The following is a 26,200-nucleotide window of genomic DNA, read 5'->3' on the forward strand; positions in this document are numbered from 1 at the left end:
AATGGATCAAAAAACACATTATCCTGAAGCTATTCAAGAAAACGTTTTTAGAACTTTAAGTCAGGCAGCAGAGGAACTGGAATTACCAGCTTATGTAATAGGCGGTTATGTAAGAGATTTTTTTCTTAAACGTAGTCAGAAAAAAGACATAGATGTAGTAGCCGTAGGTAGTGGTATCACACTAGCTCGCAAAGTAGAAGAACTTTTACCACACAGCACTAAAGTAAGCGTCTTTAAAAACTATGGTACAGCCATGGTTAAAACAGACGATCTAGAATTAGAATTTGTAGGTGCAAGAAAAGAAAGTTATGATCGCGGTAGTCGCAATCCTGTGGTAGAAGACGGAAGTCTAGAAGACGATCAAAACCGTCGTGACTTTACCATTAATGCAATGGCTTTTTCTCTTAATAGAAAAAACTACGGTGCTTTATTAGATCCTTTTAATGGTATCAATGACTTAGAGAATAAGATTATACGCACACCATTAGATCCAGATATTACCTACAGTGACGACCCATTAAGAATGCTGCGCGCCATTAGATTTGCATCACAATTAGGTTTTAGAATAGAATCTAAATCTTTTGAAAGTATAAAACGCAATGCTCATAGAATTGAGATTATATCAAAAGAACGCATCGTTACAGAAATTAATAAAATCATGTTGTGTCAAGAGCCATCATTAGGCTTTTTATTACTTGAAAAGACTGGCTTGCTTAGATTAATAATGCCAGAACTCACTGCCTTAAAAGGTATTGAAGAAGTAGAAGGACAAAAACATAAAGACAATTTCTACCACACTCTAGAAGTAGTAGATAATATATCACGCAATACAGAAGATCTTTGGTTACGCTGGGCAGCATTACTTCATGACATAGGTAAAGCACCTACTAAGAGATTTAGCAAAAAAGTAGGGTGGACATTTCATGGACACGAGTTTAAGGGAGCGAAAATGGTTTTTCATCTTTTCAAAAGATTAAAAATGCCATTAAACGATAAAATGAAATTTGTGCAGCAAATGGTGCGCATGTCTTCCCGACCTATAGCCGTTATTGACGAGAGTGCTACAGACAGTGCTGTGAGAAGACTAGTACACGATGCTGGTGAACATATCGAGGATTTAATGATTCTATGTGAGGCAGACATTACTACTAAGAACCCTAGACGTTTTAAACAGTATCACGCAAACTTTCAACAGGTGCGTGATAAAATAGTTGAGGTAGAAGAACGCGATCATGTACGCAATTTTCAACCACCAGTTACTGGAGAAGAAATCATGCTAGCCTTTGACTTAAAACCTTGTAAAGAAATTGGAATAATTAAAACCTCTATTAAAGATTCTATACTCGATGGTGTCATTCCTAACGAGCACGATGCAGCATATCAATTTATGCTCGAAAAAGGAAAAAGCTTGGGTTTAACACTTAAAAAATAAATTAATTTTAAGATCTAAAAAATTTAAATCACTATCTTTAAGCGTTTTAAAACTTAAAATCATGAAAGTATCAAAAATAACATCACTTATAATATGTTTATTCATCAGTGCTTTCATGTTTGCGCAACACAATTTATTACAGGAAATACCAGTAGAAAAAGATGCGTGTGACGTTAATTTTAAATCAAGTATTACAACTAGCGATCTAGAGTTATTTGCAAAATGTATTAGCAATAAATCTTCGCTAGAAGTGGTGCAATCTACACTTCTTACAGATCAAATAGATTTTGAAAAACTACCATCTTTATTAGGTAGTGAAGAGTTTCCTACTATACAAAATATAAATCCAGATGCTTTTATAGAATTAGGAAATTATAACTCTACTTTCATAAACATGAAAACAAATAACCTAGCCTTTTTTGAAGCTAGTCGTAATTCTATATTAAGCGCAGGTTACACAGATTATACTGGAGTACCTAATTTCTAGAATTTAATAAATGTATCGCTATTGTAAAAGCAGTATTTATATCAATTTACATTGTGTCATTAAATAATATTACAACACTGTGATCTATGTCATTATAAAAATCGAGTTACAGCAATGTAACTCGATTTTTTTTGCTCAATCCTATTTCATTTTCTATCTTTAAAACTATGTATAAATGGCTCTCTTTTATTATTATTTGTTGCACATGCTCCATTAATTATGGACAGGAATTAAATAATGATGACCTTCAAGGTTTCAATCTTTTTCTCATGCCAGAGCATCAAATCAATATTACTCTGAGTCTAGATAGCAATAATATAGTTGATCCTAACACAGGTTTTTCTATAACTCCTGGAGTAAAAACCATCGATATGGTTTCTATTTATAATGAATCACAGTCCTTAGAGTCTAAACCTTATACACCTAATGCAAACACAGATTTTGGCAGATTAAGATTTAAAAAAGACCGCAAGGCTGTAAATGTGTATTTAGAAAACGATCGATTTGCTAGAAAATTTAAGTCTAGTAATCCTGCCTTTTTTGAAGCCAATAGAAACACCGCATTACACCGATCTTATAATCCGCTATCGGTTTATAATAATCGCTGGTAATAAGGCTAGAATTCTATAACTTACCACATTCTCTAATCAATAAATAAATATTATTATAAAGGTTTTTTGAAAAATTCCGCTTTCGCGAAAGCGGAATCAAACTATCTTTACACAATAAAAAAAAGCCATGAAGAAGCAAGAAATCATAGAACGTTTTATAAGTTACATCACCATCGATACGGAGTCAGACCCTAATAGTGATACGACACCTAGTAGTGAAAAGCAGTGGGATCTTGCACGCAAATTACATCAAGAGCTTATAGATATGGGAATGAGCGATGTGACTATAGATGAGAATGCTTACATAATGGCTACTCTACCTTCTAATGTTGATCATGAAACGCCTACCATAGGTTTTATCTCGCACTTTGATAGCACTCCAGATTTTACTGGTAAGGATGTAAAACCTCAAATTATAGAAGATTATGATGGAGGAGATATCCCTTTAAAAGGGTCTGATCTTGTTTTATCACCAGAATATTTTGACGATTTAAAACAATACAAAGGGCAAACGATTATTACAACAGACGGTACTACCCTACTAGCGGCAGACGATAAAGCTGGAATTACTGAAATAATGACTGCTATGAAGCACATGCTCGATAATCCAGAAATTAAACACGGTGCAATTAAAGTAGGTTTTACACCAGATGAAGAAATAGGTCGCGGCGCACATAAATTTGATGTAGAGAAATTTGGTGCAGACTGGGCTTACACAATGGATGGTAGTCAGATAGGAGAACTGGAATATGAAAATTTCAATGCTGCTGGTGCGGTAGTAACTTTTTATGGTAAAATAGTTCACCCAGGATATGCCAAAGGAAAAATGATTAACTCCATGTACGTAGCTCAGGAGTTTATCGATTCTTTGCCTAGAATGGAAACTCCAGAACATACAGAGGAATACCAAGGATTCTTTCACCTACATAATATGAAAGGAGCTGTAGAAAAATCAGAATTACAGTATATTATTAGAGATCATGATAAAGGACATTTTGAAGCACGTAAAGAGGTAATGCAAAACCTTGTAAACACTCTTAATGAGCAATATGATCGCGAGGCAGTAAGTATAGAGATTAAGGATCAATACTTCAACATGCGTGAAAAAGTAGAACCAGTAATGCATATAGTAGACGTTGCAGAGCAGGCAATGAAAGACTTAGGCATTACACCTCTTATTAAACCTATACGAGGTGGTACAGATGGATCTCAATTAAGTTACATGGGATTACCGTGTCCTAATATATTTGCTGGTGGTCATAATTTTCACGGTCCTTATGAATATGTCCCAGTAGAAAGCATGATAAAAGCTACAGAGGTAATAGTAAAAATAGCAGAATTAGTTGCTCAAGAAAAGTAAACATGATCAAATATTCATTGACCATAGTATTAACCATTGGTTTATTCACAGCAGCCATTGCTCAAGAAAAGAGCTGGCTAGATAACAATAGAAAAGTGGTAACCGATTCTACAGCAGCAGTCTTTTATCAAATTAAAGAAGCAGATGCATCTATAGGTTTAATAAAAGAGGAAACTTATTACAAGCAGAATGATCAGTTATTTTCAAAAGGTTATTTGGAAATAAGAACCGATTATAGAACTGGCACCTGGCAATGGTTTTATAGTAATGGTAATAAGATGAGGCAACATACTTATTCTAGTGATCGAATAGTAGGTTTTCAATCTGTTTATGATTCCACTGGAACCTTGCTAGAAAACTATGCCTTAAGTAAATCTAGTGAAGAAGGTGTACCATGTTATTATAAATATAAAAAAGAGCTAGATGGTAGTGTCTATATCAAAGATGGGAATGGAGTTTTTAATGGTCCATACAAAGGCGACAGTAAGGTAATAGATAGTCTGAGTGGCAATTATAAAAATCAAAAAGCTAGTGGTTTATGGAAAGCGTACAAAAACAATATCTTAGTTTATGAAGAAATATACGAAGATGGGGTTCCAAAATCTGGAAAAAGCTATCACAATGGAAAAAGTTACACGTATGATTCCTATTCTCAAAGTGCTCAACCTTTGATGAATTCTAAAAAATTCATGCGTAAGTTACAGATACACATAAGTCATTATTATGATTTAATAAAACTCAACAATAACGATTACAGCACTAATATGAGCATACTTTTTATGATCGATACAGAAGGTAATGTAAGCGATATTAAAATAAAGGATGGAATGGGTAAAGGACCTGATGAAATGGCAATTAGAGGTCTACTCAGTATGGATGTAAAATGGAAACCAGCTCAAGTAAGAGGCATACCAGTACAATCTTATGTTAGAATACCTTTTTCTATGGAGAGTAGAGAATGTGGTGATTGTTAGACCTATTAACTTTTACTACAACTTTCTTTAGTTCGTGAAAGAAAAAAAAATCATCAATAAACACAAAAAATGCCCAGTTTACATCTTTCTACTACTATAAACGCTCCCATAGAATTGGTCTTTGATCTAGCTAGAAGTATAGACTTGCACATGTTATCGCTAGAACACACAAATGAGCGTGCAGTTGCAGGAAGAATGATTGGGCTAGTAGAAAAAGGAGAAACGGTCACCTGGAGAGCAAAGCACTTAGGTTTTACTCAAGAACTGACTAGTTTAATTACAGATGTAGAACCACACAAATATTTTGCAGATCAACTAGTAAAAGGAGCTTTTAAGCATTTTAAACATGAACATTTTTTTGAACAACAAGAAGATGGCTCTACACTCATGAAGGATATATTTGATTATACCTCACCTCTAGGTGTATTAGGTAAAATAGTTGATGCTCTATTTCTGAAAAACTATATGATCAGACTGTTAGAACAAAGGAACAAAACCTTAAAAGAAGTGGCAGAAAACGGTACATGGAAAGAGTTGCCTGGAATGGAAAAGCACTTATAACTATTACAGGTATTAAATACAGCGTATAAAAAAACCCTTGATCTCTCAAGGGTTTTATAAATGAACATAAACTGTTCTTAGTTTTCTTTAGTAATCACTGTCTCAGATAATTTCTTTGTCAGCTCTACAGATATTGCAGATCTTTCAAAAGTAATTTTACCGGCACCTGTTTCAATCAAAACGGTTCCTTTTTCAGGATTAATTTGATTTACTTTACCGTGTATACCGCTAGTAGTAATTACTTTGGTACCCACTTTAAGTGATTCTGCAAAAGTTTTTTCTTCTTTACGCTTTTGTGCTTGTGGTCTCATGATCAAAAAATAGAACACTCCGATGATAAGCAGGTAAGGCGCAAAGTTTATAATGGTATTCATGTCCATAATAAAAAATCCTTATGCGTTAGGCGTACCAGCCTTAGCCTTAGGATTTACAAAACCTTTGATACGGATAGACTCAGTACCAGATTCTGTATTTGCCTTAATAGTAACTGTTTTAGTCTGTGCATTAGGTTTACCATTAGTATTAAATTTTACTAACATCGTACCTTCAGCACCAGGAGCGATAGGCTCTTTAGACCAAGTAGGAACTGTACAACCACAAGATCCTTTTGCGTTTACAACGATTAGTGGAGCACTTCCCGTGTTTGTAAACTTATATTCATGCTCAACTACTGCACCTTCTTCCACAGTACCGAAATCAAATTCAGTTTCAGCAAAAGTCATTTCTGGATAGTCACCAGCAACTTCTTTGCTTGCAGCTGCAGCAGTAAGGTTTGCTTCATCGATTGTTGCAGATTGTGCTTTTTCGTTACAGCTAGTTAAAGCCATTGTAGCTACAGCAGCTACCATCAAAACTAATTTTTTCATCATGTTTTATTTTAATAATTTCTAAAAAATGTAAAGCAAATGTAATTAAAAACATGTTTTAATCCAACGCTATTAACTTAACCTTACATTAAACCTCTACCCATTTTATGTAGCTGATCGTTTTTCTCAAATTCCTTAAGTAGATTATCTAGAATACCGTTGATAAAATTAGCACTTTTAGGAGAGCTGTAATCTTTGGCAATCTCTAGATATTCATTGATAGTAACCTTAACCGGTATGTCTGAGAAATATAAAAACTCAGCTTGTGCCATCATAATCAACACCAAATCTATTTGAGCTATACGTTCTTTATCCCAGTTAGGTGTTTTACCTTCTATACGAGCAGATAGCTCATTAATGTTTAGCAACGTCTTTCTAAAAAGATTCATTGTAAACTTTGCGTCTTCTTGATCTTTAAATAATGGTGGCAAAACAACATCTTTTGAAGGTTTAATTTTACGCATGAATTGAATCATGGTAGAATTAACTAGTGGAAAATCATCGGTCCATGTGATGTTAATGTCTTCTAGGTAATCTAAAAGCTCATCACTAGGCGCGATAATATCTTCGTAGATGTAGGTTAAGAATTTTAGATCCTTTTTAAGAGAAGGCTCTTCGTCCATAGAATAAACGACAAAAGTCTTGCTTTCTTGAATTTTAAAATAAAGGTTTTCTACGTACTTAGAATCAAGATGCCATGGATCTAGATCACGCTGTTGTAACGCCTCTTTAAGCGCCTCGCTCTCTCTTAATTGTAATAAAATTTTATTATCAATGAAGTGTCTTGACGGATTTTCTTCTACATTAGAAGAAAGCAATCTCTTTTGCTTTTTACCATGTCTTTCTACAGCCTCTTCATGAATTTTAACCAGCAGTTGTGCCATGTATAAAAACAGCGTGTATGATTGCGTCATACTAGTGTTGATAAACTTTTCAAGGTCTTTTAAATCGTCTGGATTTTGACGTTGAAAAGAAAAAACTGCTTGCATTACTTTGATGCGCAATTGTCTTCTGGTAAGCATAAGAACGTTTTATTTATTACTCTAGCGATCTATTTTTTATGATAGCTTTCGCGAAAGCGGAATTATAATAACTATTAACCTCGTTTCTACTTCTAAAAACGAGGCAAAAATACTGTTTTAAAGTGAACTAGTAAACTAGCTGCTCTTGTTTTCTAGCTGCAATACGAGCTTGTGCTATCTCTAAAGCTGCTTTATGAGTACTCACGCCAGTTTCTTTGGCACGATTCAAAATTTCTATAGTAGTCGTATAAATATTTTCAGTTTTTCTCATGATTTCAGAACGGTCATACCCTTCTAACTCTGCATAAACATTTATAATCCCACCTGCATTAATTAAAAAGTCTGGAGCATAAACAATTCCTTTGTTTTGAAGTAGCATACCATGCTTTACCTCATCTGCAAGTTGATTATTTGCGGCACCAGCAATAATAGATGCTTGTAATTTATTAATAGAAGTGTCATTTATAGTAGCTCCTAATGCACAAGGAGCATAAATATCCATTTGCTCTGCATGTAAATCGTTACCTCCATAAATAGTCACACCATATTTATCTCTAACCTCTTCTAGTCTGTCCTGATTTATATCAGAAACAACAACATCTGCGCCTTCTTGAGTTAGATATTCTACTAGAGTTTCCCCTACGTTACCTATTCCTTCTACATAGATTTTTTTATCTTCTAGTACATCGCTGCCGTACTTAAACTGTGCAGCTGCTTTCATACCCATAAAAACACCGTAAGCTGTAATAGGAGAAGGATTTCCTGCACCACCTTTTTCTTGAGATATACCAGTTACATATGGCGTAACCTCACGCACTGTATCCATATCTTCGGTAGCCATACCTACATCTTCGGCAGTGATGTAACGACCGCTTAATGAATGTACAAATTCACCAAACTTGCGCATTAACTCAGGTGTTTTTTGAGTTTTTGCATCCCCTATAATAACGGCTTTTCCACCACCTAGATTTAATCCAGTAATGGCACTCTTAAAGGTCATACCTCTAGAAAGTCTTAAAACATCATTAAGTGCCGCCCATTCATTTTCATATTGCCACATGCGCGTACCACCTAATGCTGGACCTAATACTGTATTATGAATACCGATAATGGCTTTCAGTCCTGTATCTTTGTCGTTACAAAAAACGATTTGCTCGTGACCATCAAATGACACCTGACCGAAGACAGGATCCTGACGAACTAATTTTTCTAAAGAATCAAATTCTTGAGGCATAAAAAGAAATTTATTGACTTTTAAAAGTTGTTATTAAAAAGCGTGCAAAAATAACTTGATTTTAGGGATTAGGCAATTTACCATGCTTAATTTACGAACTGATTAAAAAAATAATTTCCCATAGGGAATTTGTAAGTAAATGAAAGAACTTAAAAAACTAAATGTACTGTTTGCAAAGTACAAATGGCAATTTATAGGAGGTGTTATAGTCACCATTATATCTCGTTATTTATCCTTGTATTTACCTAAATATGTAGGTAAAATTATTAACCTTCTTAACGATTATGATAAGGGTTTAATTACGGATAAAGAAGGGATGAAAGACGATCTCATTTTATACATCTTAATTATTTTAGGATCTACCCTTCTCGCCGCGGTACTTACTTTTGTAATGAGACAGTTGATAATAGTTGTTTCCAGGCACCTAGAATACGACCTTAAAAATATAGTCTATCAACAGTACCAGCGTCTATCTCTAGGCTTTTATAAACAAAACCGTACAGGAGATTTAATGAATCGTATAAGTGAAGATGTTTCTAAAGTACGCATGTACATGGGACCTGCCATCATGTACAGTATAAACATGATTACTTTATTTGCCGTTGTTATACCTGCGATGATAGAGACTGCTCCTACTCTAGCTATTTACACGATTATACCGTTACCTATTTTATCAGTAGCGATTTACGTAATAAGTAGAGAGATCAACAAGCGAGCTACACTGGTACAACAATATTTATCAAATTTAAATACCATCTCACAAGAAGCTTTTAGTGGAATATCTGTTATTAAGGCTTATAATCTTGCTCCACAAATGAATGAGCAGTTTACACAAGTAGCTAACGACAGTAAGGATAAAAATATAGATCTAGCCCGAATACAAGCGCTATTCTTTCCGTTAATGGTACTACTTATAGGACTTAGTAATATAATGGTCATATATATAGGTGGTAACCAAGTTATAGAAGGAACTATAGATGTAGGTACGATACCAGAATTTTTAATCTATGTAAACATGCTTACCTGGCCAGTTGCCATCGTAGGGTGGGTTACTAACATGATACAGCAAGCTGAGGCTTCTCAAAAAAGAATTAACGAGTTCTTAGATATAGATCCAGCAATTAAAAATCTTAATGAGTCGCCTACACCTATTAAAGGTAATATCTCATTTAAGAATGTAAACTTTACTTATGAAGATACTAACATTCATGCTTTAAAGAATGTATCATTTGAAATAGAATCTGGAAAAACACTAGCCATTTTAGGAAAAACTGGTAGTGGTAAATCTACTATCCTAGAATTAATAGGTAGACTTTATGATATAGATAACGGCTCTCTAACCGTAGACGGTACTGAGATCAATCAGCTTAATTTAAACGACCTAAGAAACTCCATAGGTTATGTACCACAAGACGCATTCTTATTCTCTGATTCCATAGGTAAGAACATAGCATTCGGTAAAAAAGATGCCAGCCAGGAAGAGATAGAAGCTGCTGCAAAAAATGCTGTTGTACATAAGAATATAACCAACTTTACTAAGGGTTATGAAACCGTGTTAGGAGAACGAGGTATTACTTTAAGTGGTGGACAGAAACAACGCGTTTCCATCGCAAGGGCAATTATTAAAAAACCACAGATTTTATTATTCGACGACTGCTTAAGCGCCGTAGACACAGAGACCGAAGAAAAGATACTGAACAATCTTAAAAAGGTAACTAAAGATACGACTACGGTAATTGTAAGTCATCGTGTGAGTAGTGCAAAAAATGCAGATCAAATAATCGTACTAGAAGATGGTAACATTATAGAACACGGTAATCATGAATCTCTACTAGCAAATGAAGGTTATTATGCAGATCTATATGCAAATCAAATGCTACAAGAAGATTAATCATACAAAAAATATCGCATACAATTAACTATATCACAGTTGCTTATGATATTAATTATCGATTATCTTTTCTATTAGACATTTTTTTCTATTTTTGGTAAGATATAACACTACTTAAAGAACATGAGCGATCGAGATTACCAAGAGCAAGAAGAGATATTTTCAAAAGTAGTACGAGCAGGAAGACGTACCTATTTCTTTGACGTAAGAGCCACTAAGGCAGACGATTATTACTTAACTATTACTGAAAGTAAGAAATTCACTAATGATGATGGTAGTTTTCACTTTAAGAAACATAAAATCTATCTTTATAAAGAAGATTTTCAAGAATTCGGAGACACGCTCAAAGAGATCACCGACTTTATTATAGATAAAAAAGGTGGTGAAGTTATATCTGACCGCCATCAATCTGATTACAAAAGAGAAGAGGCAGCAGCACCTATCGCAACAGAGACCGCTACTGTAAACCCTACTGAAAGTTTTACCGACATCAGTTTTGATGACATATAAGTAAACAATTAAAATTATCACAAAGCCTTTCTATATGAGAGGCTTTTTTTATTTTTATATCCCACGCATTCTTTGATGCACCAAGTACGATTACCTCACGATTAAAATTACACCATGAAACAAACGATGTTGCTATTGTTGGTTCTCGCTTTCGCGAAAGCGTTACCAGCACAAACTATTGTAGATCCTACTCTAGATTATTATTTACCACAAAATGTTTCTTATAATCCAGACATTCCTACACCACAAGAAATCATAGGTTATGTACCAGGAAAATGGCATGTATCTCATGATAAATTAGCTCAATACATGATGGTGCTGGCAGATAAATCTGACCGTTTTACTATTGAAAATCGTGGCAAAACCTATGAAGACCGACCTTTATACTTACTAACAGTAACTAGTGTTGAGAATCAAAAAAACATAGAACAAATAAGAACAGACCATGTTGCTGCTACAGATAAAGATGCCGTGGACAACACAAACGCACCAATAGTCGTTTATCAAGGTTTTTCTATTCATGGAAACGAACCTAGTGGTTCTAACGCCTCTCTACTTCTAGCCTATCATCTAGCTGCTGCACAAGGTCCAGAAATAGAGGCACTTTTAAAAAACACCGTTATACTCCTAGATCCTAGTTTAAATCCTGATGGATTACAACGATTTGCTACTTGGGTTAATCAAAATAAAAGTGACAACGTAAATCCAGACACCTACGACAGAGAATACAATGAAACATGGCCTGGTGGACGTACTAATCATTACTGGTTTGATATGAATCGTGACTGGTTACCGGTTCAATTACCAGAATCGCAAGCACGCATTGAGACTTTTCATAAATGGTTACCTAATATCTTAACAGATCATCATGAAATGGGAACTAACTCCACATTCTTTTTTCAGCCTGGAATACCGTCTAGAACACATCCTTTAACTCCTGCGATGAATCAAAAACTGACTCGTGAAATAGGAAATTACCTTGCCGAAGGTTTTGATAAAATAGGATCGCTTTATTACACAGAAGAAGATTATGACGATTTCTACTACGGTAAGGGATCTACTTTTCCAGATATTAATGGTTCTATAGGTATTTTATTTGAGCAAGCCAGCTCTCGCGGTCATGCTCAAAACTCTGATAACGGAGTGCTAACCTTTCCATTTACCATAAGAAATCAATTCACAGCAGCTTTGAGCACCTTAAAAGCAGCAACTAATAAACGTAAAGAAATACTCGATTATCAAAATCAATTTTATAAAGATGCGAGGAAAGAAACTGGTAATGGTAATCTTAATTTCGATAACGGCGACGCGATCATTTTTGGTGATTACACAGATGCTGGTCGCACCGATGCGCTCGCTGAGATTTTAAAAAGGCACAAAATTAAAATCGAACCATTACATGCAGATAGAGTTATAGAAGGAAAAGCATTCAAACAAGGTTATGCTTATCGCGTTCCTAAAAATCAAAAGAATTCTAGACTAATAAAAGCCATGTTTGAAAAACGCACTAATTTTCAAGACAGCTTGTTCTATGATATTAGTGCCTGGACGTTTCCTTTGGCTTTTGATATGGATTATGTAGATGGTAAACATATTAAAATGCAGGCACCTTCAGCTGGAGCAAATAGCCGAATTAATTTAATAAGTCTATCTTCATACGCGTATCTTTTAAAATGGAATGAATTTTACACTCCTAAAGCTTTAAATCTATTGCTATCTAAAGGAATAAGAGCCAAAGTAGCCATGAAACCTTTTAATGTAAATAATACTCAGTACGATTATGGGACCATCATGATACCTGCCGAAGGTCAAACCATGACATCTGAAGAAATGGTTTCCTTATTTAAGGAAATACAATCCAAAACAGAAATCACCTTTCATAATGTAAAAACAGGCCTCACCGAAGGAATCGATTTAGGATCGCGTCAGTTTAGAGATATTAAACAACCTGAGATTGCAGTTCTTGTAGGTGAAGGTATCAACCCATCTGACGCTGGAGAGATCTGGCATTTAATGGATCAGCAATATGATATTCCTATTACAAAAATTGATCTAGCAGATATTAATCGTAAAGATTTATCTCGTTACAATACGATTATTGTCCCAACGACTTATGGCAGCCCAGAAAATGAGGTGATCGACCAATTAAAAACATGGACTCGCAATGGCGGTACTTTAATAGGTTATCGCAGTGCATTAAGATGGATGAGTAGTTCTAAATTGCTACCTCTTAAATTCAAAAAAACAGAAAACCCTGCAAACAATATCACCTTTGAGCAACGTCGTGATCACAGCGGTGCACAACGTATAGGTGGAGCTATTTTTGAAACGAAATTAGACCGCTCTCACCCTATTGCTTTTGGTTTTAAAGACGACCAGTTGCCCATGTTTAGAAACACAACTTTATTTGTAGAGCCACACAAAGACAGTTACCGCAACCCTATTAAGTATACGGACAACCCTTTAATGAGCGGCTATATTTCTGGTATAAATCTGGAGGCAGTAAAAAACACAGTACCGTTTCAGCATAATAATTATGGACGTGGTGACGTGATAGGTTTCACAGATAATACTCAGTTTAGAGCATTCTGGTACGGAACAAATAAATTATTAATGAACGCTATTTTCTTTGCTGAGCAAATGTAAATTTTAGATTCTAGCTCCATAAAAAAAATGCTTCTGAAATAATCTTTCAGAAGCATTTTTTTATGGAAAATTTCTAGTTTACGTTTGGTCCTCTATAAGGATTCATTATCCTACTCGATCGCCATTCTTTGCCTGAGCATTAGGTTGTAAAAGGATAACATCTTTATCATCTCCCACCACACCTAGAACTAGGCATTCACTCATAAAGTTGGCTATTTGCTTTTTAGGAAAATTAACCACCGCAATAACCTGTTTACCTACTAGGTCTTTTTTATCATATCGCTTAGTAATTTGTGCACTGGTCTTTTTAACACCTAAATCACCAAAATCAATTTGCAATTGATATGCTGGATTACGCGCTTCTGGAAAATCACTCACTGTCATTACCGTTCCTACACGCATGTCTACTTTTTCAAAATCACCCCAAGAGATTTCCATTAATTCATTTTTAATTTTTGTATCATTTCTGGAGAGATATATTCATCTGCTCCATAAGCATTTACTAGCAATCCTTTCTCACCTGTTTTACACTCTAGAACGTAAAGTATTGTATTATCGCCAGTACTGCTCATTCCTTCAAATCTATAAAATTTCACTACTTCTATCTCGCCTGCTTTCCATTGTTTTTTCAAATCTTTAGATTGCACTCCATCTTCTACCAGGTCAAAGTTTACTGTAAAACCTTCTTTTTGTAAGTCTTCTATCGCTTCTGAGAGCGTATTGTATCCGTTTTTCATAGTTTTTATTTTCAATTTAAATAAAACAATTCCGTTAGAAGAAGGTTTAAAATAAGTTTAGGAAAAGAAAAATGATGGTTATTGGTCTCGCTTTCGCGAAAGCGTAACAAAAATCATACTTTTACTACTAATAAATAAAAACTATCATGTCCTTAACCCCATCTACCATGCTACCGTTAGGAACAACGGCACCAGATTTTACCCTACTAGACACCGTAAGTGGTGACATGATCCACTTGCAAGATCAAAAAGGAGCAAGGGGTACGGTGGTTATGTTTATATGCAATCACTGTCCGTTTGTAATTCATGTAAATGAAGAACTGGTAAGAATAGCAAATGATTATAGGGTTACAGGTTTTAACTTTATCGCGATCTCTAGTAATGATGTCGTTAACTATCCACAAGATGGGCCAGATCGCATGAATCAACATGCTGATGAGAACGACTACCCATTTCCTTATTTATATGATGAAACGCAAGAAGTAGCGAGAGCATATAACGCCGCGTGTACACCAGATTTTTATTTATTTGACGACCGATTAAAGTTAGTATATCGAGGCCAGCTAGACGACTCTAGACCTGGAAACGGAATACCACTTACCGGCAGATCATTACGTGAATCAATGGACGCACTTTTGGGTAATAAAAAAGTTCCAGAGCCACAAAAACCAAGTATAGGTTGCAATATCAAGTGGAAATAATTGAAAGATGAAGTAGTCGCTATTTTAAACGATAAAGAGTAATTTAGCAACTTATAAAATTACCGTTTATGTTCTCACTTAAAGTGATCTGGAATCCGTTAGAAGGGCTTGATTTAGGCTTTTTTACATTGCATTTTTATAGCCTTTCTTATGTTATCGCATTTGTCTTAGGATGGTACATTATCAAACCTATCTTTAAAAGAGATGGTGTGAGTGTAGAAAAACTAGATCCGCTATTTATGTACACGGTAATAGGCTGTCTACTAGGTGCACGATTAGGCCACTATTTATTTTATGAGCCATCTACCTTTTTCTCAGACCCATTGAGAGTATTCTTACCATTTGAGACATCTCCATTTAAATGGACCGGTTTTGCAGGTATGGCGAGTCATGGAGCAGCTATAGGTATTATTATCGCTATGTTCTTTTACAGCCGCAAGCATTTAAAGAAAAACATGTTATGGATACTGGACCGTATCGTGGTACCTACAGCTATAGGAGGTACTTTTGTACGTTTAGGTAACCTTATGAATAGTGAGATAAATGGAAAGCCTAGCGGCGACTTTTTTGCTGGTTTCAAATTTGTACGCGACACGAGTGATGATAATGTGAGAGCTGCATTACAGCAAACTAAAATATTAGATACCGATAAGGCTATTGACGCACTGGTAAACAACCCTCAATATGCAGATGCATTAGAAGCTATACCTTACAAACACCCTGCACAGCTGTATGAAGCAATTTGTTATGTAGGCGTTTTTATAATTCTTTACCTAGTCTACTGGAAAACAGATAAGCGCAATAAACTAGGGTATATCTTAGGGTTATTCTTTGTATTACTATTTACAGTAAGACTACTTATTGAAACGGTAAAAGAACCACAAACAGATACCGATGCTTTTGAACTTATAGGCATGCACTTTAATACTGGTCAGCTTTTAAGTGTTCCATTTATTCTATTGGGTCTATTTCTTATGTTCCGACCAGATGGTATGTTTGAAAAGAAAAGTGATGCGTAAACTGTTTTTAAGCACATTAATCTTAACCTGTCTCTTGCACAGTTGCAAACCTGATCAAGAGGCAGAAATGAGAGCTCGTGACTGGTCTTTTAAGAACGAGGCACAAGCAGTGCTTATTAATAAAGAAAATGACACTCTACAGCAATTAAAGCTAGAACTAGCCGATACTGATTACACCATACAACTAGGTATGATGTATAGAGAACAGCTTACTGAAGATCAAGGAATGCTTTTTGTTTTTAGTGATGCTAGACCGCGATTTTTCTATATGAAAAACACAGACGTACCTCTAGACATTATCTACATAACTGCAGATAATCGCATAGACAGTTACCATACTAACGCCGTACCTAAAGACGAGACTTTATTAAAAAGTAAAGGTGACGCACAATACGTACTCGAGGTAAAAGCGGGCATGGTGGAGAAATGGAGCCTTAAAGAAGGAGATCTTTTCAAGTGGCAAGAAATCAATTAAAACTTTTCATTATCATATAAAAAAATGCCTCTCCAATTGAGAGGCATTTTTTTTGAGTTTGATGTTGTTAAGGGTTTCGCTTTCGCGAAAGAGAAACACAAATAAAGAATAATTACTACTTATACAAAACCTCTTCTTAACAACTGAAATCTGTCTTAGGATTGTGTGTTCTAAAAACATTCCTCTTAATATTATATACACTACAAATGTTATATTGAACAAATGCGCATTACAAACGCGCGCGACGTGGAGGATTCTTCAATATTCCATTTCAATGCGGTTTATTAACAAGTCATTGACAATCTTAACTTCTGGATGAAGCTCAATTTTAAAAATTGTTACATCTTTAAAGTACTTTTCCTCTATTGAATTATAATAGCTTCTTTCTACCGGTAATAAAACAGGACTGTACTCCTTGTTATGCATCAAATTTAATGTATGATAATTTAACCATTTATCTATAGGCTCATGAATTATGAAATAACTTTTTTCAAAAGATTTCATTGAAATGGGATCTAATTCATTAAAATAATTATCAGAAATAATTATGTCATTAAACTTAATCTTCATTTTATTAATAATAATGGTATCATTTAGGTTAAAAACATCTCTAGGTACAAAGCGAATAGGTCCATTTAACGATACTGAATTAGGAAACTCAAAAAAAGTCTTAATAGTTAAATGATCTTTTGGTTTGATGTTTAATCTACTAATAACTTCTTCATATACAGCATTTTTATCATTCTCTTGAGTATTACCTTTTTTAAAACAAAATAACAATACAATAAAAATGAAAAATTTTATTTTAATCATAACTTTTTATTAATTTTTGAAATTGCTTCACTTGGTCTAAATGCTGAAGGATTATCAGTACCCTTATTAAAATGAAGAAAACCTGATCTATAATCTGAACGATGCGGCAGTTCCATTTCACCTCTAAAAATATTTATTAAATCAACTGTATCTCCAGTTTGTCGTCCATTTACTGAACTTGGATCTCTCAAACCTCCAACAGCATGTCCAATAAATTCATGCTCTACTAATCTTCCAAGATTAAACATTCTTTTTGAAAAATTTCCAGTCTCTGAAACCCAACTTCCTAATGCATTTTGTCCATCAAAATCAGCTAAATCAACGTAGGCTGTTTTAGTTTCCATATTAGTTGAACCGTACCCTATAGGATTACTAACGTTAACGGTCTGACCTGCAACTGTGACAGAACTATCTTCTGATCCAATATTATAGCCAAATACTAATTTCCCTTCAGAAGTACTTCCATTCTTTAATTCCCCTGCTGGCGCTCGTGCTAGTTTGCAACTAGTACCGTACAGAGTGAAGACATAAATATAATAAATCATAGAAATCTTTAGACCTCAAAGGTTTCTTATTTTCTTTTAAAAATTATTCTATTTTATTCAAACTCGGTATTCCCTAGAAACGAGTACGAGCGTTTGCGCAGTAAATCTATAATTAATTTCATAAAAAAGGAAAGTTGTTTCTAACTTTCCTTTTCCATGATTGTGCATATCACGAGCGAGACGCTTGCGCCAGTTGGCCAACTAGGGAGGTTTTAATCGCATTTTCTAATCTGAGAATCGACTAAATGGTAACAATTTTGAGTATCCTTTTTAATAAGCCAGGCAGAAATATCTCTAAAAGAAATAACAGATTTACCTACGTAATTACTCAAATCTATATTAAAATCAGTTTTAAATAATAAATCGTTTTGTTTATTGATTACTACAAATACAACATTATTGTTAATGACGGTTGAAAGTATGGCTTTTTCCTGATAATTATTCAATTCCATCAGATTAGCAATTTTACCTTGAGTGACTAAAATGTAATCATTTTCCTTAAAATCAACATACCAATTAAACTTGTTTTTATTGTTTTGACAGGTATCCTTTTTACCAATAATGTTCTCCAATTCTTTTATCAATTGTTCGTTCTTAAAAAAAACTAGATTCGAGTGTGTTGTTGAATTTTCCTTTTGAGCATAACAGAATAAAGTACAGAAGAAAATTAATACAAATATTTTGAAATTGAATGATCTCATAATTTAAGTTTTTTTTGTGCTGGAGCATCTATTATTATGGTATTTAATTCAAAACTTACTGAGTTCTTATCAAAGTCCTTATACTCATTTATAAACGGAGAATATATTTCAAATCTAGGTTTGAAACCTAGTCTTTTTTCGAAGATTCCTGCCGAAGAAATATCCAATGGTGATGGGGCTAAAAAAGGATCAGGATGAGAATGTACATGATGTAATAATATTTTATGCCTTTTGGATAAAATATTTATGCTATACTCTGCATTTGATTCAAAAGATGTGCTGATATATTTAATATCTGAAAACCAATTTGAATAAGAGTGTTCACTGTCCGAATTATCTGTAATAAATTCAAACAAAGCTTTGTTATCTTTTACTTTAGTAGTTTCTATATTTTGTATTTCCCTAATTGTTCCCTCATCATCAATATGTGTTGTATTTTCAATTTTATCTAAAACACCTTTCTCAACATTTATTGAATTTCCTGTTTCTTTACCTTCATAATCTAAAGCAATAAGTTTATCATGCTTATCATTTGTAGCCCTAATAAATGCAATTTTACCATTATCATCTATACCATAATCATCTTGTACTACTTCAGGAGCCATCCCAGTAGGATCGGTATACATCACAGGATTATTAAACGCATAAGCATACGACGACCATTCAGGCATTTTTTCCGCCAGTGGATCAACACTCATCCATATACTTAAACTAGGGTCATAATAACGTGCTCCATAATAATACATACCGGTCTCGCTGTCCAGTTCTTTACCGTTAAATTTGAACTCGGTCTGGTAATATGATATTGAGGTTTGCTCTGCCATGGTCTCTCCAAAGGGTAAGTTAAGAAAAAACTGGTACATATTACCGTTTACGTCTGTTAACGCATTTGTGGTACCTAAATGGTAAATAGGTTTTTAAAAGCTACAACTGCTAATTTGGTTTTTTAGGAAGTTTATTTCCTTTGATTCATCTTTTACTATTGTAAAATTGAACCATGTATCATCCTCGCCTTGATAATAGTCTATTTGATCTGACTTGTACTGCTTTGAATAGACTATTGAAGCTTCTGGAACACCACTCGAAAAAGCTTTCATAGGCAACGCAACTATACGTTTACCCTTACTAACAAAAGATATAGACTCAGAATTTAAGTTCTTAAACCTATCCTCATCTTCTTTTGTTTTCAGCTTCACATAAAGCATAGTCTCATCGCGGCATATTTGATCAATTTCAAAAATTATTTCATCCTGATTCGTAGAAACAGTAAGTTTTAATGAGCTATTTTCGAATGACTGACAAGAGACAATACTAACGCTTATAGTTATGATATTTAGGCTCAAGATTAACGCTCGTACCGAACATATTCGTTGTAGTACCATATAATTTAGTTATTTCAGATAAAGTAAAAACTTGGGGTTTTACATATATACCATTTTTTGAATATAAATAAGTAATTCCATCTTGACTTCTTCCGTAAAACACAGCGGAATTGGTATTTCCAAATATCACATTCGTTTCTCCTGCTGGCGCTTGTGCTAGTTTGCAACTACTACCATTACCGTACAGAGTTATAAACATAAATATAATAAATCATAGAAATCTTTAGACTTCAAAGGTTTCTTATTTATTTTTAAATTATTCTTATCTACTCCAACTATGTACTCGATAGAAACGAGCACCAGAGGTTTTGTAAACTTGCGATAGTAGTTTTATTGATTAATTAAAAGATTCTTAATTGTCAAAGAGAACAACGCCTAAAACGAATAGAAAATAAAAAATGCCTCTCCATTACAGAGAGGCATTTGTATTTAAGATTTTTAGTACTTGTTCCGCTTTCGCGAAAGCGATACTAGTATCTATATTTAATAGTTGATATACATCCAGCTTGCAATATCTTCAGCCTCTGCATCATTAAACTTAATTACATAGAAGTAAGTCCCTACTGGAAGTAATCCATCGCCAGAGGCTACTCCTGAATTAGGAATACCTGCAAACTCTACATAGTTGTTTGCTCTAGTTTCATAAACGACAGAACCTAATCTATTGAATACTTTCATTTCAAAGTTAGGAAACTGATCTAGTCCAGGAATAGAGAACGTATCATTAATACCATCATTGTTAGGAGAGAAACCTTCTGGAACTTCTACCTCACAAGTCATAACTATTAGAGTAAATGAACCTGTTGTAAAACAAGATGGATCTTGTACGTTAGATACTCTCACATAAATAATTTCTCCCATAGACTGATAAGAGTCTGGAGTAGAAATACTATTTGTATTTGCGTCTGCATCTGCTTGAGAAAGGAAGTAAGCTACATCAAATTCTGCTGCTGATTGTGCTCCTAGAATGATAGCGTCTTGTGCTGTAAGATCAAATAACTCTAGACCGTTAATAGCACCATCTACATCATCACAAGCTTCTATATCTGCTACTGCATTAAACACAGCAGATGAATAAACGATATCCAATTCTTCCACCACATAACAACCAGAAGCAAGATCTTGTACTCTAATAAACACGGTTTCATTTGCGCTTACATCATAAACACCTGGAGATACAATAGCATTTGTAGCAGCGTCTGCATCTAATTGTGTAGGGTAAACATCTATTGAAAACAAAGTTGTGTCTAGTCCATTAAGTGTTTGTGTATATCTAGAGGTTAAATCTATCGTAGCAGAACCAGTATTTTGACATACTATAATATCATTAGGTTGTGCAGTAGCTATTTCTGACGACACTTCTATACATACCGTTTCTGTGTAAGTACAACCGAAGCTATCTGTAAATATATAATCGTAACAATTTTGCCCAGCAACAGTAGGTGTTACTGTGATAACGTTACCGTTTGTTGCAGTAATATCTGCATTTGCTCCCCATACTTGAGAAACTTCCCCAGGAGTATATCTTTCTGCATCAGGCACAATTAATGGGTTAAAATTGATACCCCATTCAAAAATATAACCATTATCACTAGATAAATTATCTACAATTCTAAGGCACCATAATCCATTAAGAGATGTTCCTGCAAATGTAGAGAAAGGATCTTCTGCAAGATAATCTCCTGCAGGTAGTGTAGTGACTGCTCCCGAAGCTTGAAAAAGAGTTTGTGTAGCACTAGGCGCCTCAGTAAAATTATAAACAAATCCTACTCCAGGAGTTAAATCGGTATCTACATCGATAGGTACACCTAAAAATGTATTTCCACCACCACCGGTTTTTACATCAATTACTGCACCGTTAGGAGCCGTTAAAGTAATATCTAAATCTCCTAAATAACTATGTTCCATATTAATAAAGAAGCCTAATAAATCTGCCGCACTGTTAAGTGTTGCTCCAGGAGCAAACCCACTTACATCTATACAAGTTTCATAAAATGTAGTACCACTATCATCTGGTAAAAATGTAACACCTGAAACTGGAGGTGCAACTTGTGATGCAAATTCAGTTGCTACCACCATTCCCGTGATATCTGTAGATTCTCCAAAACAGATAGTAGTATCTGCTGCTGCAGTTCCAGTAAAGTCTGGTGTAGTTGATACTTGTATAACAATATCTTCTAATGATCTATCTCGACAACCGTCTGGTGCAGTAGCGACGAAGTCTATTCTATAAACACCTGGATCGTTAAAAGTCTGTTGTAAAGTAGTTCCTACTGCCTCTGTACCGTCAGGAAGTCTGAATTTATATGTTGCTCCAGCAGAATCATTTGAAAATGTAGCTGAACCAGTGAAGTCTACTACTTCTCCTTGACACAATCTAAGTATACCGTCTGCATCAATAGCAGGTACAGTAACTATATCAGTTGTAATAGTTTGACACGTATCAAAACATTCTACCGCAGCTTGCCATCCAGTAGATGTACCTGATCCATTAGAAATAAAAGTAAAAGTTAAACACCCTGAGGTATTTGTAGCACTTGCTAGAAGAGTTCCTGGAGATGTTGTCCCCTGAAAAACACCTAAAAAAGGAGCTGTATTACTATCTCCATCATAAGCAAGAAGAATATCACCGAACTGTGTGTCAAAAGAATTGAAAGTTACTCGCATAGCATCTGTTTCAAAAGGAGAACAGAAAGTAATCGTAAAACTTTCACTAACAGCATAATCACCTGTGACACCACCTGAATCTGTAAAGCTACCTGAACAAGTAACAAACTCACCGTCGGTCATAGGAAAGTCTTGTGCGGTTGAGAAGGCTGTAAAAAATAATATGCCTATACAACTAAGAATAAAGTTTTTCATAAATATAGTATTGCGTTTTGGATATGGTTATAACTAACTGCAAAATAATCAAATTCGTTAACCCATTATTAAGAAATTATAATTTCTATGAACTGTTTATCAAACAAACTTACACAAATAGATAAAACACGCATTTATTCGGTAGAACGCATAAAAAAACCGCTTGATATGATCAAGCGGTTTAAATAAATTATCAAAAAGATAGATTATAGTTCTTCTTTTTCAGGTTTTGGCTCTTTAGGAGTCAATTTTCCATTTGTTTTAGTCATAGTATCAAACATCACTGGTGTTGCAATGAACACAGATGAATATGTACCTACTATTACACCGATAATTAATGCTAACATAAATCCTTGTATAGACTCACCACCGAATATAAAGATAGCAAGTAATACAATTAATGTAGTTAAAGATGTATTTAATGTACGTGATATAGTACTACTGATAGCAGAGTTAACTGTTCTTGGGAATTCCCAATTAGTACGCTCATTGATAAATTCACGTATTCTATCAAATACAACCACGGTATCATTCAGTGAATAACCAATAACTGTTAATATTGCTGCAATAAATGCCTGATCTATTTCCATGTTAAATGGTAATACTTTGTATAATACGGAGAATGCACCTAATACGATAATAACATCATGGAATACAGCAGCTACTGCACCTAATGAGAATTGCCACTTACGGAAACGTATTAAGATATAAATAAATACCACTATAAGAGATCCTAAGATCGCATAAAGTGAACCTGTTAGAATATCATCTGCAATAGAAGCACCTACCTGGAAAGAAGATCTAATACCATGCTTCTTGTTTTCGTTACTTACATCAGCAAACTGAGCTTGTGACATATCACTTGGTAAATAAGGTTTAAGAATTTGATATAATTTATCTTCTATTTCCTGACTTACTTCACTATCATCTCTATCAATACCATACTTGGTACTAATTTTCAATTGATTTCCAGAACCATAAGTTTTTGCCTCAGCACTACCGAAGATGTCTTCAGAACTTAGTTGCTTTGTAATTTCTGTTGCATTAACATCTTGAGCAAAACCTACGATTACCGTACGTCCACCAGTAAAGTCAATACCCATATTCAACTTATTAGTTGCTAGAGACACTAAACTTCCTACCACTAAGAATGCAGAAATAATATAAGCTATCTTTCTCTTTTTCAAGAAATCTATATTTACATTTCTAAACCAGTTCTTTGTAATACCAGTAGAGAATCCTATAGTTTTTCCATTGTTTACATAACCATCAACAAATAATCTTGTTATAAAGATTGCAGTAAATAATGATGTAAGAATACCTATCATTAAAGTAGTAGCAAAACCTTGAATAGGTCCTGTTCCAAATACATAAAGAATAACAGCCGTTAAGAATGTAGTAACGTTTGCATCTAGAATAGAACTTAATGCGTTGTTGAAACCATCTTTTATACTATCTGCTTGTGATTTACCTTTTGCAAGTTCTTCACGTATTCTTTCAAAAATAAGTACGTTAGCATCTACCGATATACCTATAGTTAATACAATACCTGCAATACCAGGTAAAGTAAGAACTGCTTTAAGAGATGCCAGAGCACCAAATATGAATAGTATGTTTACTAAAAGAGCGATATCTGCATATAAACCTGCACGACCGTAATAGAAGAACATCCATACTAATACTAATAAAAGAGCAATACCAAATGACCATAGTCCGCTATCAATAGCTTCTTGACCTAATGATGGTCCGATCACGTCACTTTGAATAATTTCTGCTTTTGCAGGTAATTTACCAGCTCTAAGAACTGTTGCAAGATCTTTAGCCTCATCAATTGAGAAGTTACCAGAAATTTGAGTCTGTCCACCAGAAATAGCACCGTTAGTTACGTTAGGCGCACTGTATACTGTATTATCTAAAACTACAGATACTTGAGATTGGTTTTGATAAGCTTCAGCAGTCATATCTTCCCAGATCTTAGCACCTTCACCATTCATAGACATACTTACTACAGGTAGTCCAGAGTTACCATATTGCTGGCTTGCGTCTGTAATAACACCACCAGTAAGTGGCGCTTCATTTTGAGAGTTACCTTTTAATGCATATAAGTCAATAATTTCATAACCTAAACCTTCATTAAGTACAGGAAGTCCCCATGCAAATTTCACATTGCGCTGCTCTGCAGTTAACTTACCTCTAGCTTGTGGGTCATTGATATAACTATCAATTAAGTCTTTATCTTCTGCTTTGAAAGCTGCAAGTGCTCCATTAGGAGATTGAAACATTCTACTAAAGATAGGACTCTTATCAAAGTCTGCACTAGAAGGTCCATCTGTAGAAGCATCATCTTCATTTTCTTGATTTAATAAATCACCAAGACCAGCCTCAGTAGAATCTGTAGCTACTTCAGTTTGTGCTGCAAGATCGTCAGTTGCAACATCTTCTTTTTTAGACGCCGCGCTAGCTGCAAGCTTTGCTGCCCAGTAAGTATTTGCTTCGTTTAAATAAGAAGCAATTGCATTAGGTTGGTACACATGCCAAAACTCTAATTGTGCCGCTTTAGTAAGGATGTCCTTAATACGCTTTACATCAGTCTCACCAGGTAATTCAATAAGAATACGACCAGAAGTACCTAATTGTTGTAAGTTAGGTTGTGTAGTACCGAATTTATCGATACGCTTTCTTAGTACATCAAATGCACTAGTCATGTAATCTTTAAGCTCTTCTCTAAGAATAGGCTCTACATCAGAATTACTCATGTCAAATTCGATTCCACGAGTTTGCATTTCCTGATTTGCAAAAATATCTGGAGACGCAAGTTGTGCTCCATCTATATTATTAAATTCTTCAATAAAATAGTTAAAGTAGTCATCCTGACCATCTTTAATTCTTTCATCTGCTGCATCTAGCGCTCTATTGAAATTAGGATCGGTAGAATCGTCTGCCATTCCTGTTAATAGATCACGTACAGATACTTGAAGAATTACGTTAATACCACCTTTAAGGTCAAGTCCTTTCTTAAGTTCTTGATTCTTTGCGTCAGCATAAGTTGTAAATCCGCCCCATACATCTTGTGATGCTACAGAGTCTAAATAATGTTTTTGAGCCTCGCTCTTTAATGAAGATGCGTTTACAGCACTTTCATCTACTTTAGAACTAGAATAAACATCAGCATCACCTTCTACTTTATTAGTAATAAACGTGTAGGTAAGCTGGTAAATACTAGCTATTGCAAAAATGATCGCGAAAAAACGGATCAATCCTTTATTTTGCATGTTGTTATATTTTTAGGTTAAATTTAAAAGTCGGCAAATATGAGATTTACCTTTTATATGGACAATTCATTTGTCCTTTAAAAACGAAATATTTATCAT

The 26,200-nt window shown here is 34.6% G+C and carries 26 protein-coding genes; 12 read left to right on the top strand and 14 right to left on the bottom strand.

Annotated features, from left to right (window positions below; translation table 11 throughout):
* The first annotated feature begins 1 nt into the window (after nucleotide 1).
* From ABJF08_RS10415 to ABJF08_RS10440, 6 genes are all read left to right on the top strand, one after another.
* The gene (locus ABJF08_RS10415) at nucleotides 2–1,432 is read left to right on the top strand and encodes an HD domain-containing protein (protein WP_348116116.1); all 1,431 of its coding nucleotides are present in this window, start codon (nucleotides 2–4) and stop codon (nucleotides 1,430–1,432) included.
* 61 nt (nucleotides 1,433–1,493) lie between these two features.
* Nucleotides 1,494–1,919, top strand: coding sequence for a hypothetical protein (locus tag ABJF08_RS10420; RefSeq protein ID WP_348116118.1), 426 nt, complete (start codon nucleotides 1,494–1,496; stop codon nucleotides 1,917–1,919).
* 167 nt (nucleotides 1,920–2,086) lie between these two features.
* Complete coding sequence (locus ABJF08_RS10425; protein ID WP_348116120.1) at nucleotides 2,087–2,530, top strand: hypothetical protein; 444 nt, start codon at nucleotides 2,087–2,089, stop codon at nucleotides 2,528–2,530.
* 127 nt (nucleotides 2,531–2,657) lie between these two features.
* Complete coding sequence (gene pepT, locus ABJF08_RS10430; protein ID WP_348116121.1) at nucleotides 2,658–3,890, top strand: peptidase T; 1,233 nt, start codon at nucleotides 2,658–2,660, stop codon at nucleotides 3,888–3,890.
* Between the two features lie 2 nt (nucleotides 3,891–3,892).
* Nucleotides 3,893–4,864: a hypothetical protein gene (locus tag ABJF08_RS10435; RefSeq protein WP_348116122.1), complete on the top strand. Its 972-nt coding sequence runs from the start codon at nucleotides 3,893–3,895 to the stop codon at nucleotides 4,862–4,864.
* 69 nt (nucleotides 4,865–4,933) lie between these two features.
* Nucleotides 4,934–5,425 (top strand): SRPBCC family protein, encoded by a 492-nt coding sequence (locus ABJF08_RS10440; protein ID WP_348116124.1) that lies wholly within the window; start codon nucleotides 4,934–4,936, stop codon nucleotides 5,423–5,425.
* A gap of 77 nt (nucleotides 5,426–5,502) precedes the next feature.
* Here ABJF08_RS10440 and yajC read toward each other — a convergent pair whose 3' ends face one another.
* The 4 genes from yajC to ABJF08_RS10460 form a co-directional block, all read right to left on the bottom strand.
* Nucleotides 5,503–5,799 (bottom strand): preprotein translocase subunit YajC, encoded by a 297-nt coding sequence (gene yajC, locus ABJF08_RS10445; protein WP_317044703.1) that lies wholly within the window; start codon nucleotides 5,797–5,799, stop codon nucleotides 5,503–5,505.
* Nucleotides 5,800–5,817: 18 nt separating this feature from the next.
* The gene (locus ABJF08_RS10450) at nucleotides 5,818–6,291 is read right to left on the bottom strand and encodes a DUF1573 domain-containing protein (protein ID WP_348116126.1); all 474 of its coding nucleotides are present in this window, start codon (nucleotides 6,289–6,291) and stop codon (nucleotides 5,818–5,820) included.
* 83 nt (nucleotides 6,292–6,374) lie between these two features.
* On the bottom strand, nucleotides 6,375–7,313 hold the full coding sequence (gene nusB, locus ABJF08_RS10455) for a transcription antitermination factor NusB (RefSeq protein ID WP_348116127.1): 939 nt from the start codon (nucleotides 7,311–7,313) through the stop codon (nucleotides 6,375–6,377).
* 127 nt (nucleotides 7,314–7,440) lie between these two features.
* Nucleotides 7,441–8,547 (bottom strand): Glu/Leu/Phe/Val dehydrogenase, encoded by a 1,107-nt coding sequence (locus ABJF08_RS10460; RefSeq protein ID WP_104516098.1) that lies wholly within the window; start codon nucleotides 8,545–8,547, stop codon nucleotides 7,441–7,443.
* Between the two features lie 139 nt (nucleotides 8,548–8,686).
* Between ABJF08_RS10460 and ABJF08_RS10465 the strand changes: the two genes are divergently transcribed.
* The 3 genes from ABJF08_RS10465 to ABJF08_RS10475 all read left to right on the top strand — a co-directional run bounded on the left by ABJF08_RS10465 (nucleotide 8,687) and on the right by ABJF08_RS10475 (nucleotide 13,594).
* Nucleotides 8,687–10,438, top strand: coding sequence for an ABC transporter ATP-binding protein (locus ABJF08_RS10465; RefSeq protein ID WP_348116128.1), 1,752 nt, complete (start codon nucleotides 8,687–8,689; stop codon nucleotides 10,436–10,438).
* A gap of 123 nt (nucleotides 10,439–10,561) precedes the next feature.
* A complete protein-coding gene (locus ABJF08_RS10470) occupies nucleotides 10,562–10,948 on the top strand; it encodes a PUR family DNA/RNA-binding protein (protein ID WP_348116129.1) in 387 nt (128 codons plus the stop codon).
* 114 nt (nucleotides 10,949–11,062) lie between these two features.
* Nucleotides 11,063–13,594, top strand: coding sequence for a M14 family metallopeptidase (locus tag ABJF08_RS10475; protein WP_348116130.1), 2,532 nt, complete (start codon nucleotides 11,063–11,065; stop codon nucleotides 13,592–13,594).
* Nucleotides 13,595–13,699: 105 nt separating this feature from the next.
* On the opposite strand, the gene ABJF08_RS10480 is transcribed toward ABJF08_RS10475, so the two are convergent.
* Nucleotides 13,700–14,032 (bottom strand): tRNA-binding protein, encoded by a 333-nt coding sequence (locus ABJF08_RS10480; RefSeq protein ID WP_348116132.1) that lies wholly within the window; start codon nucleotides 14,030–14,032, stop codon nucleotides 13,700–13,702.
* Nucleotides 14,032–14,331 carry a phosphoribosylpyrophosphate synthetase gene (locus ABJF08_RS10485; RefSeq protein ID WP_348116134.1) on the bottom strand — a complete coding sequence of 100 codons (300 nt, stop codon included), beginning with the start codon at nucleotides 14,329–14,331 and terminating at the stop codon, nucleotides 14,032–14,034. Before ABJF08_RS10485 ends, ABJF08_RS10480 begins: the two co-directional genes overlap by 1 nt.
* A gap of 146 nt (nucleotides 14,332–14,477) precedes the next feature.
* Here ABJF08_RS10485 and ABJF08_RS10490 point away from each other — a divergent pair, with 146 nt between their 5' ends.
* From ABJF08_RS10490 to ABJF08_RS10500, 3 genes are all read left to right on the top strand, one after another.
* Nucleotides 14,478–15,032: a thioredoxin family protein gene (locus tag ABJF08_RS10490; protein ID WP_104516092.1), complete on the top strand. Its 555-nt coding sequence runs from the start codon at nucleotides 14,478–14,480 to the stop codon at nucleotides 15,030–15,032.
* A gap of 68 nt (nucleotides 15,033–15,100) precedes the next feature.
* On the top strand, nucleotides 15,101–16,051 hold the full coding sequence (gene lgt / locus ABJF08_RS10495) for a prolipoprotein diacylglyceryl transferase (protein ID WP_348116135.1): 951 nt from the start codon (nucleotides 15,101–15,103) through the stop codon (nucleotides 16,049–16,051).
* A complete protein-coding gene (locus tag ABJF08_RS10500) occupies nucleotides 16,044–16,526 on the top strand; it encodes a DUF192 domain-containing protein (RefSeq protein WP_348116137.1) in 483 nt (160 codons plus the stop codon). The genes lgt and ABJF08_RS10500 overlap by 8 nt, the downstream gene beginning before the upstream one ends.
* 258 nt (nucleotides 16,527–16,784) lie before the next feature.
* On the opposite strand, the gene ABJF08_RS10505 is transcribed toward ABJF08_RS10500, so the two are convergent.
* From ABJF08_RS10505 to secDF, 8 genes are all read right to left on the bottom strand, one after another.
* Entirely contained in the window at nucleotides 16,785–17,339 is a 555-nt protein-coding gene (locus tag ABJF08_RS10505; protein WP_348116138.1) for a hypothetical protein, read from the bottom strand.
* Nucleotides 17,336–17,884 carry a hypothetical protein gene (locus ABJF08_RS10510; protein WP_348116139.1) on the bottom strand — a complete coding sequence of 183 codons (549 nt, stop codon included), beginning with the start codon at nucleotides 17,882–17,884 and terminating at the stop codon, nucleotides 17,336–17,338. The genes ABJF08_RS10505 and ABJF08_RS10510 overlap by 4 nt, the downstream gene beginning before the upstream one ends.
* Before the next feature lie 212 nt (nucleotides 17,885–18,096).
* Nucleotides 18,097–18,585 carry a hypothetical protein gene (locus ABJF08_RS10515; protein WP_348116140.1) on the bottom strand — a complete coding sequence of 163 codons (489 nt, stop codon included), beginning with the start codon at nucleotides 18,583–18,585 and terminating at the stop codon, nucleotides 18,097–18,099.
* Nucleotides 18,582–19,448, bottom strand: a complete 867-nt coding sequence (locus ABJF08_RS10520; protein WP_348116141.1) for an RHS repeat-associated core domain-containing protein — start codon at nucleotides 19,446–19,448, stop codon at nucleotides 18,582–18,584. The genes ABJF08_RS10515 and ABJF08_RS10520 overlap by 4 nt, the downstream gene beginning before the upstream one ends.
* A 54-nt stretch (nucleotides 19,449–19,502) precedes the next feature.
* Nucleotides 19,503–19,781, bottom strand: coding sequence for a hypothetical protein (locus tag ABJF08_RS10525; RefSeq protein ID WP_348116142.1), 279 nt, complete (start codon nucleotides 19,779–19,781; stop codon nucleotides 19,503–19,505).
* A 115-nt stretch (nucleotides 19,782–19,896) separates the two neighbouring features.
* Nucleotides 19,897–20,166, bottom strand: a complete 270-nt coding sequence (locus ABJF08_RS10530) for a hypothetical protein (RefSeq protein WP_348116144.1) — start codon at nucleotides 20,164–20,166, stop codon at nucleotides 19,897–19,899.
* 284 nt (nucleotides 20,167–20,450) lie between these two features.
* A complete protein-coding gene (locus tag ABJF08_RS10535; protein ID WP_348116145.1) occupies nucleotides 20,451–22,829 on the bottom strand; it encodes a gliding motility-associated C-terminal domain-containing protein in 2,379 nt (792 codons plus the stop codon).
* A gap of 206 nt (nucleotides 22,830–23,035) precedes the next feature.
* Nucleotides 23,036–26,101 carry a protein translocase subunit SecDF gene (secDF, locus tag ABJF08_RS10540; RefSeq protein WP_348116146.1) on the bottom strand — a complete coding sequence of 1,022 codons (3,066 nt, stop codon included), beginning with the start codon at nucleotides 26,099–26,101 and terminating at the stop codon, nucleotides 23,036–23,038.
* Between the last annotated feature and the right edge of the window lie 99 nt (nucleotides 26,102–26,200).

Source organism: Nonlabens sp., assembly GCF_039941875.1.
In the GTDB taxonomy this organism is placed as follows: Bacteria; Bacteroidota; Bacteroidia; order Flavobacteriales; family Flavobacteriaceae; genus Nonlabens.

Excerpts from the sequence above, each read along its gene's own strand:
- ABJF08_RS10415 (WP_348116116.1), top strand. The coding sequence starts at position 2 with ATGGATCAAAAAACACATTATCCTGAAGCTATTCAAGAAAACGTTTTT.
- ABJF08_RS10420 (WP_348116118.1), top strand. The coding sequence starts at position 1,494 with ATGAAAGTATCAAAAATAACATCACTTATAATATGTTTATTCATCAGT.
- ABJF08_RS10425 (WP_348116120.1), top strand. The coding sequence starts at position 2,087 with ATGTATAAATGGCTCTCTTTTATTATTATTTGTTGCACATGCTCCATT.
- pepT (WP_348116121.1), top strand. The coding sequence starts at position 2,658 with ATGAAGAAGCAAGAAATCATAGAACGTTTTATAAGTTACATCACCATC.
- ABJF08_RS10435 (WP_348116122.1), top strand. The coding sequence starts at position 3,893 with ATGATCAAATATTCATTGACCATAGTATTAACCATTGGTTTATTCACA.
- ABJF08_RS10440 (WP_348116124.1), top strand. The coding sequence starts at position 4,934 with ATGCCCAGTTTACATCTTTCTACTACTATAAACGCTCCCATAGAATTG.
- yajC (WP_317044703.1), bottom strand. The coding sequence starts at position 5,799 with ATGAATACCATTATAAACTTTGCGCCTTACCTGCTTATCATCGGAGTG.
- ABJF08_RS10450 (WP_348116126.1), bottom strand. The coding sequence starts at position 6,291 with ATGAAAAAATTAGTTTTGATGGTAGCTGCTGTAGCTACAATGGCTTTA.
- nusB (WP_348116127.1), bottom strand. The coding sequence starts at position 7,313 with ATGCTTACCAGAAGACAATTGCGCATCAAAGTAATGCAAGCAGTTTTT.
- ABJF08_RS10460 (WP_104516098.1), bottom strand. The coding sequence starts at position 8,547 with ATGCCTCAAGAATTTGATTCTTTAGAAAAATTAGTTCGTCAGGATCCT.
- ABJF08_RS10465 (WP_348116128.1), top strand. The coding sequence starts at position 8,687 with ATGAAAGAACTTAAAAAACTAAATGTACTGTTTGCAAAGTACAAATGG.
- ABJF08_RS10470 (WP_348116129.1), top strand. The coding sequence starts at position 10,562 with ATGAGCGATCGAGATTACCAAGAGCAAGAAGAGATATTTTCAAAAGTA.
- ABJF08_RS10475 (WP_348116130.1), top strand. The coding sequence starts at position 11,063 with ATGAAACAAACGATGTTGCTATTGTTGGTTCTCGCTTTCGCGAAAGCG.
- ABJF08_RS10480 (WP_348116132.1), bottom strand. The coding sequence starts at position 14,032 with ATGGAAATCTCTTGGGGTGATTTTGAAAAAGTAGACATGCGTGTAGGA.
- ABJF08_RS10485 (WP_348116134.1), bottom strand. The coding sequence starts at position 14,331 with ATGAAAAACGGATACAATACGCTCTCAGAAGCGATAGAAGACTTACAA.
- ABJF08_RS10490 (WP_104516092.1), top strand. The coding sequence starts at position 14,478 with ATGTCCTTAACCCCATCTACCATGCTACCGTTAGGAACAACGGCACCA.
- lgt (WP_348116135.1), top strand. The coding sequence starts at position 15,101 with ATGTTCTCACTTAAAGTGATCTGGAATCCGTTAGAAGGGCTTGATTTA.
- ABJF08_RS10500 (WP_348116137.1), top strand. The coding sequence starts at position 16,044 with ATGCGTAAACTGTTTTTAAGCACATTAATCTTAACCTGTCTCTTGCAC.
- ABJF08_RS10505 (WP_348116138.1), bottom strand. The coding sequence starts at position 17,339 with ATGATTAAAATAAAATTTTTCATTTTTATTGTATTGTTATTTTGTTTT.
- ABJF08_RS10510 (WP_348116139.1), bottom strand. The coding sequence starts at position 17,884 with ATGATTTATTATATTTATGTCTTCACTCTGTACGGTACTAGTTGCAAA.
- ABJF08_RS10515 (WP_348116140.1), bottom strand. The coding sequence starts at position 18,585 with ATGAGATCATTCAATTTCAAAATATTTGTATTAATTTTCTTCTGTACT.
- ABJF08_RS10520 (WP_348116141.1), bottom strand. The coding sequence starts at position 19,448 with ATGTACCAGTTTTTTCTTAACTTACCCTTTGGAGAGACCATGGCAGAG.
- ABJF08_RS10530 (WP_348116144.1), bottom strand. The coding sequence starts at position 20,166 with ATGTTTATAACTCTGTACGGTAATGGTAGTAGTTGCAAACTAGCACAA.
- ABJF08_RS10535 (WP_348116145.1), bottom strand. The coding sequence starts at position 22,829 with ATGAAAAACTTTATTCTTAGTTGTATAGGCATATTATTTTTTACAGCC.
- secDF (WP_348116146.1), bottom strand. The coding sequence starts at position 26,101 with ATGCAAAATAAAGGATTGATCCGTTTTTTCGCGATCATTTTTGCAATA.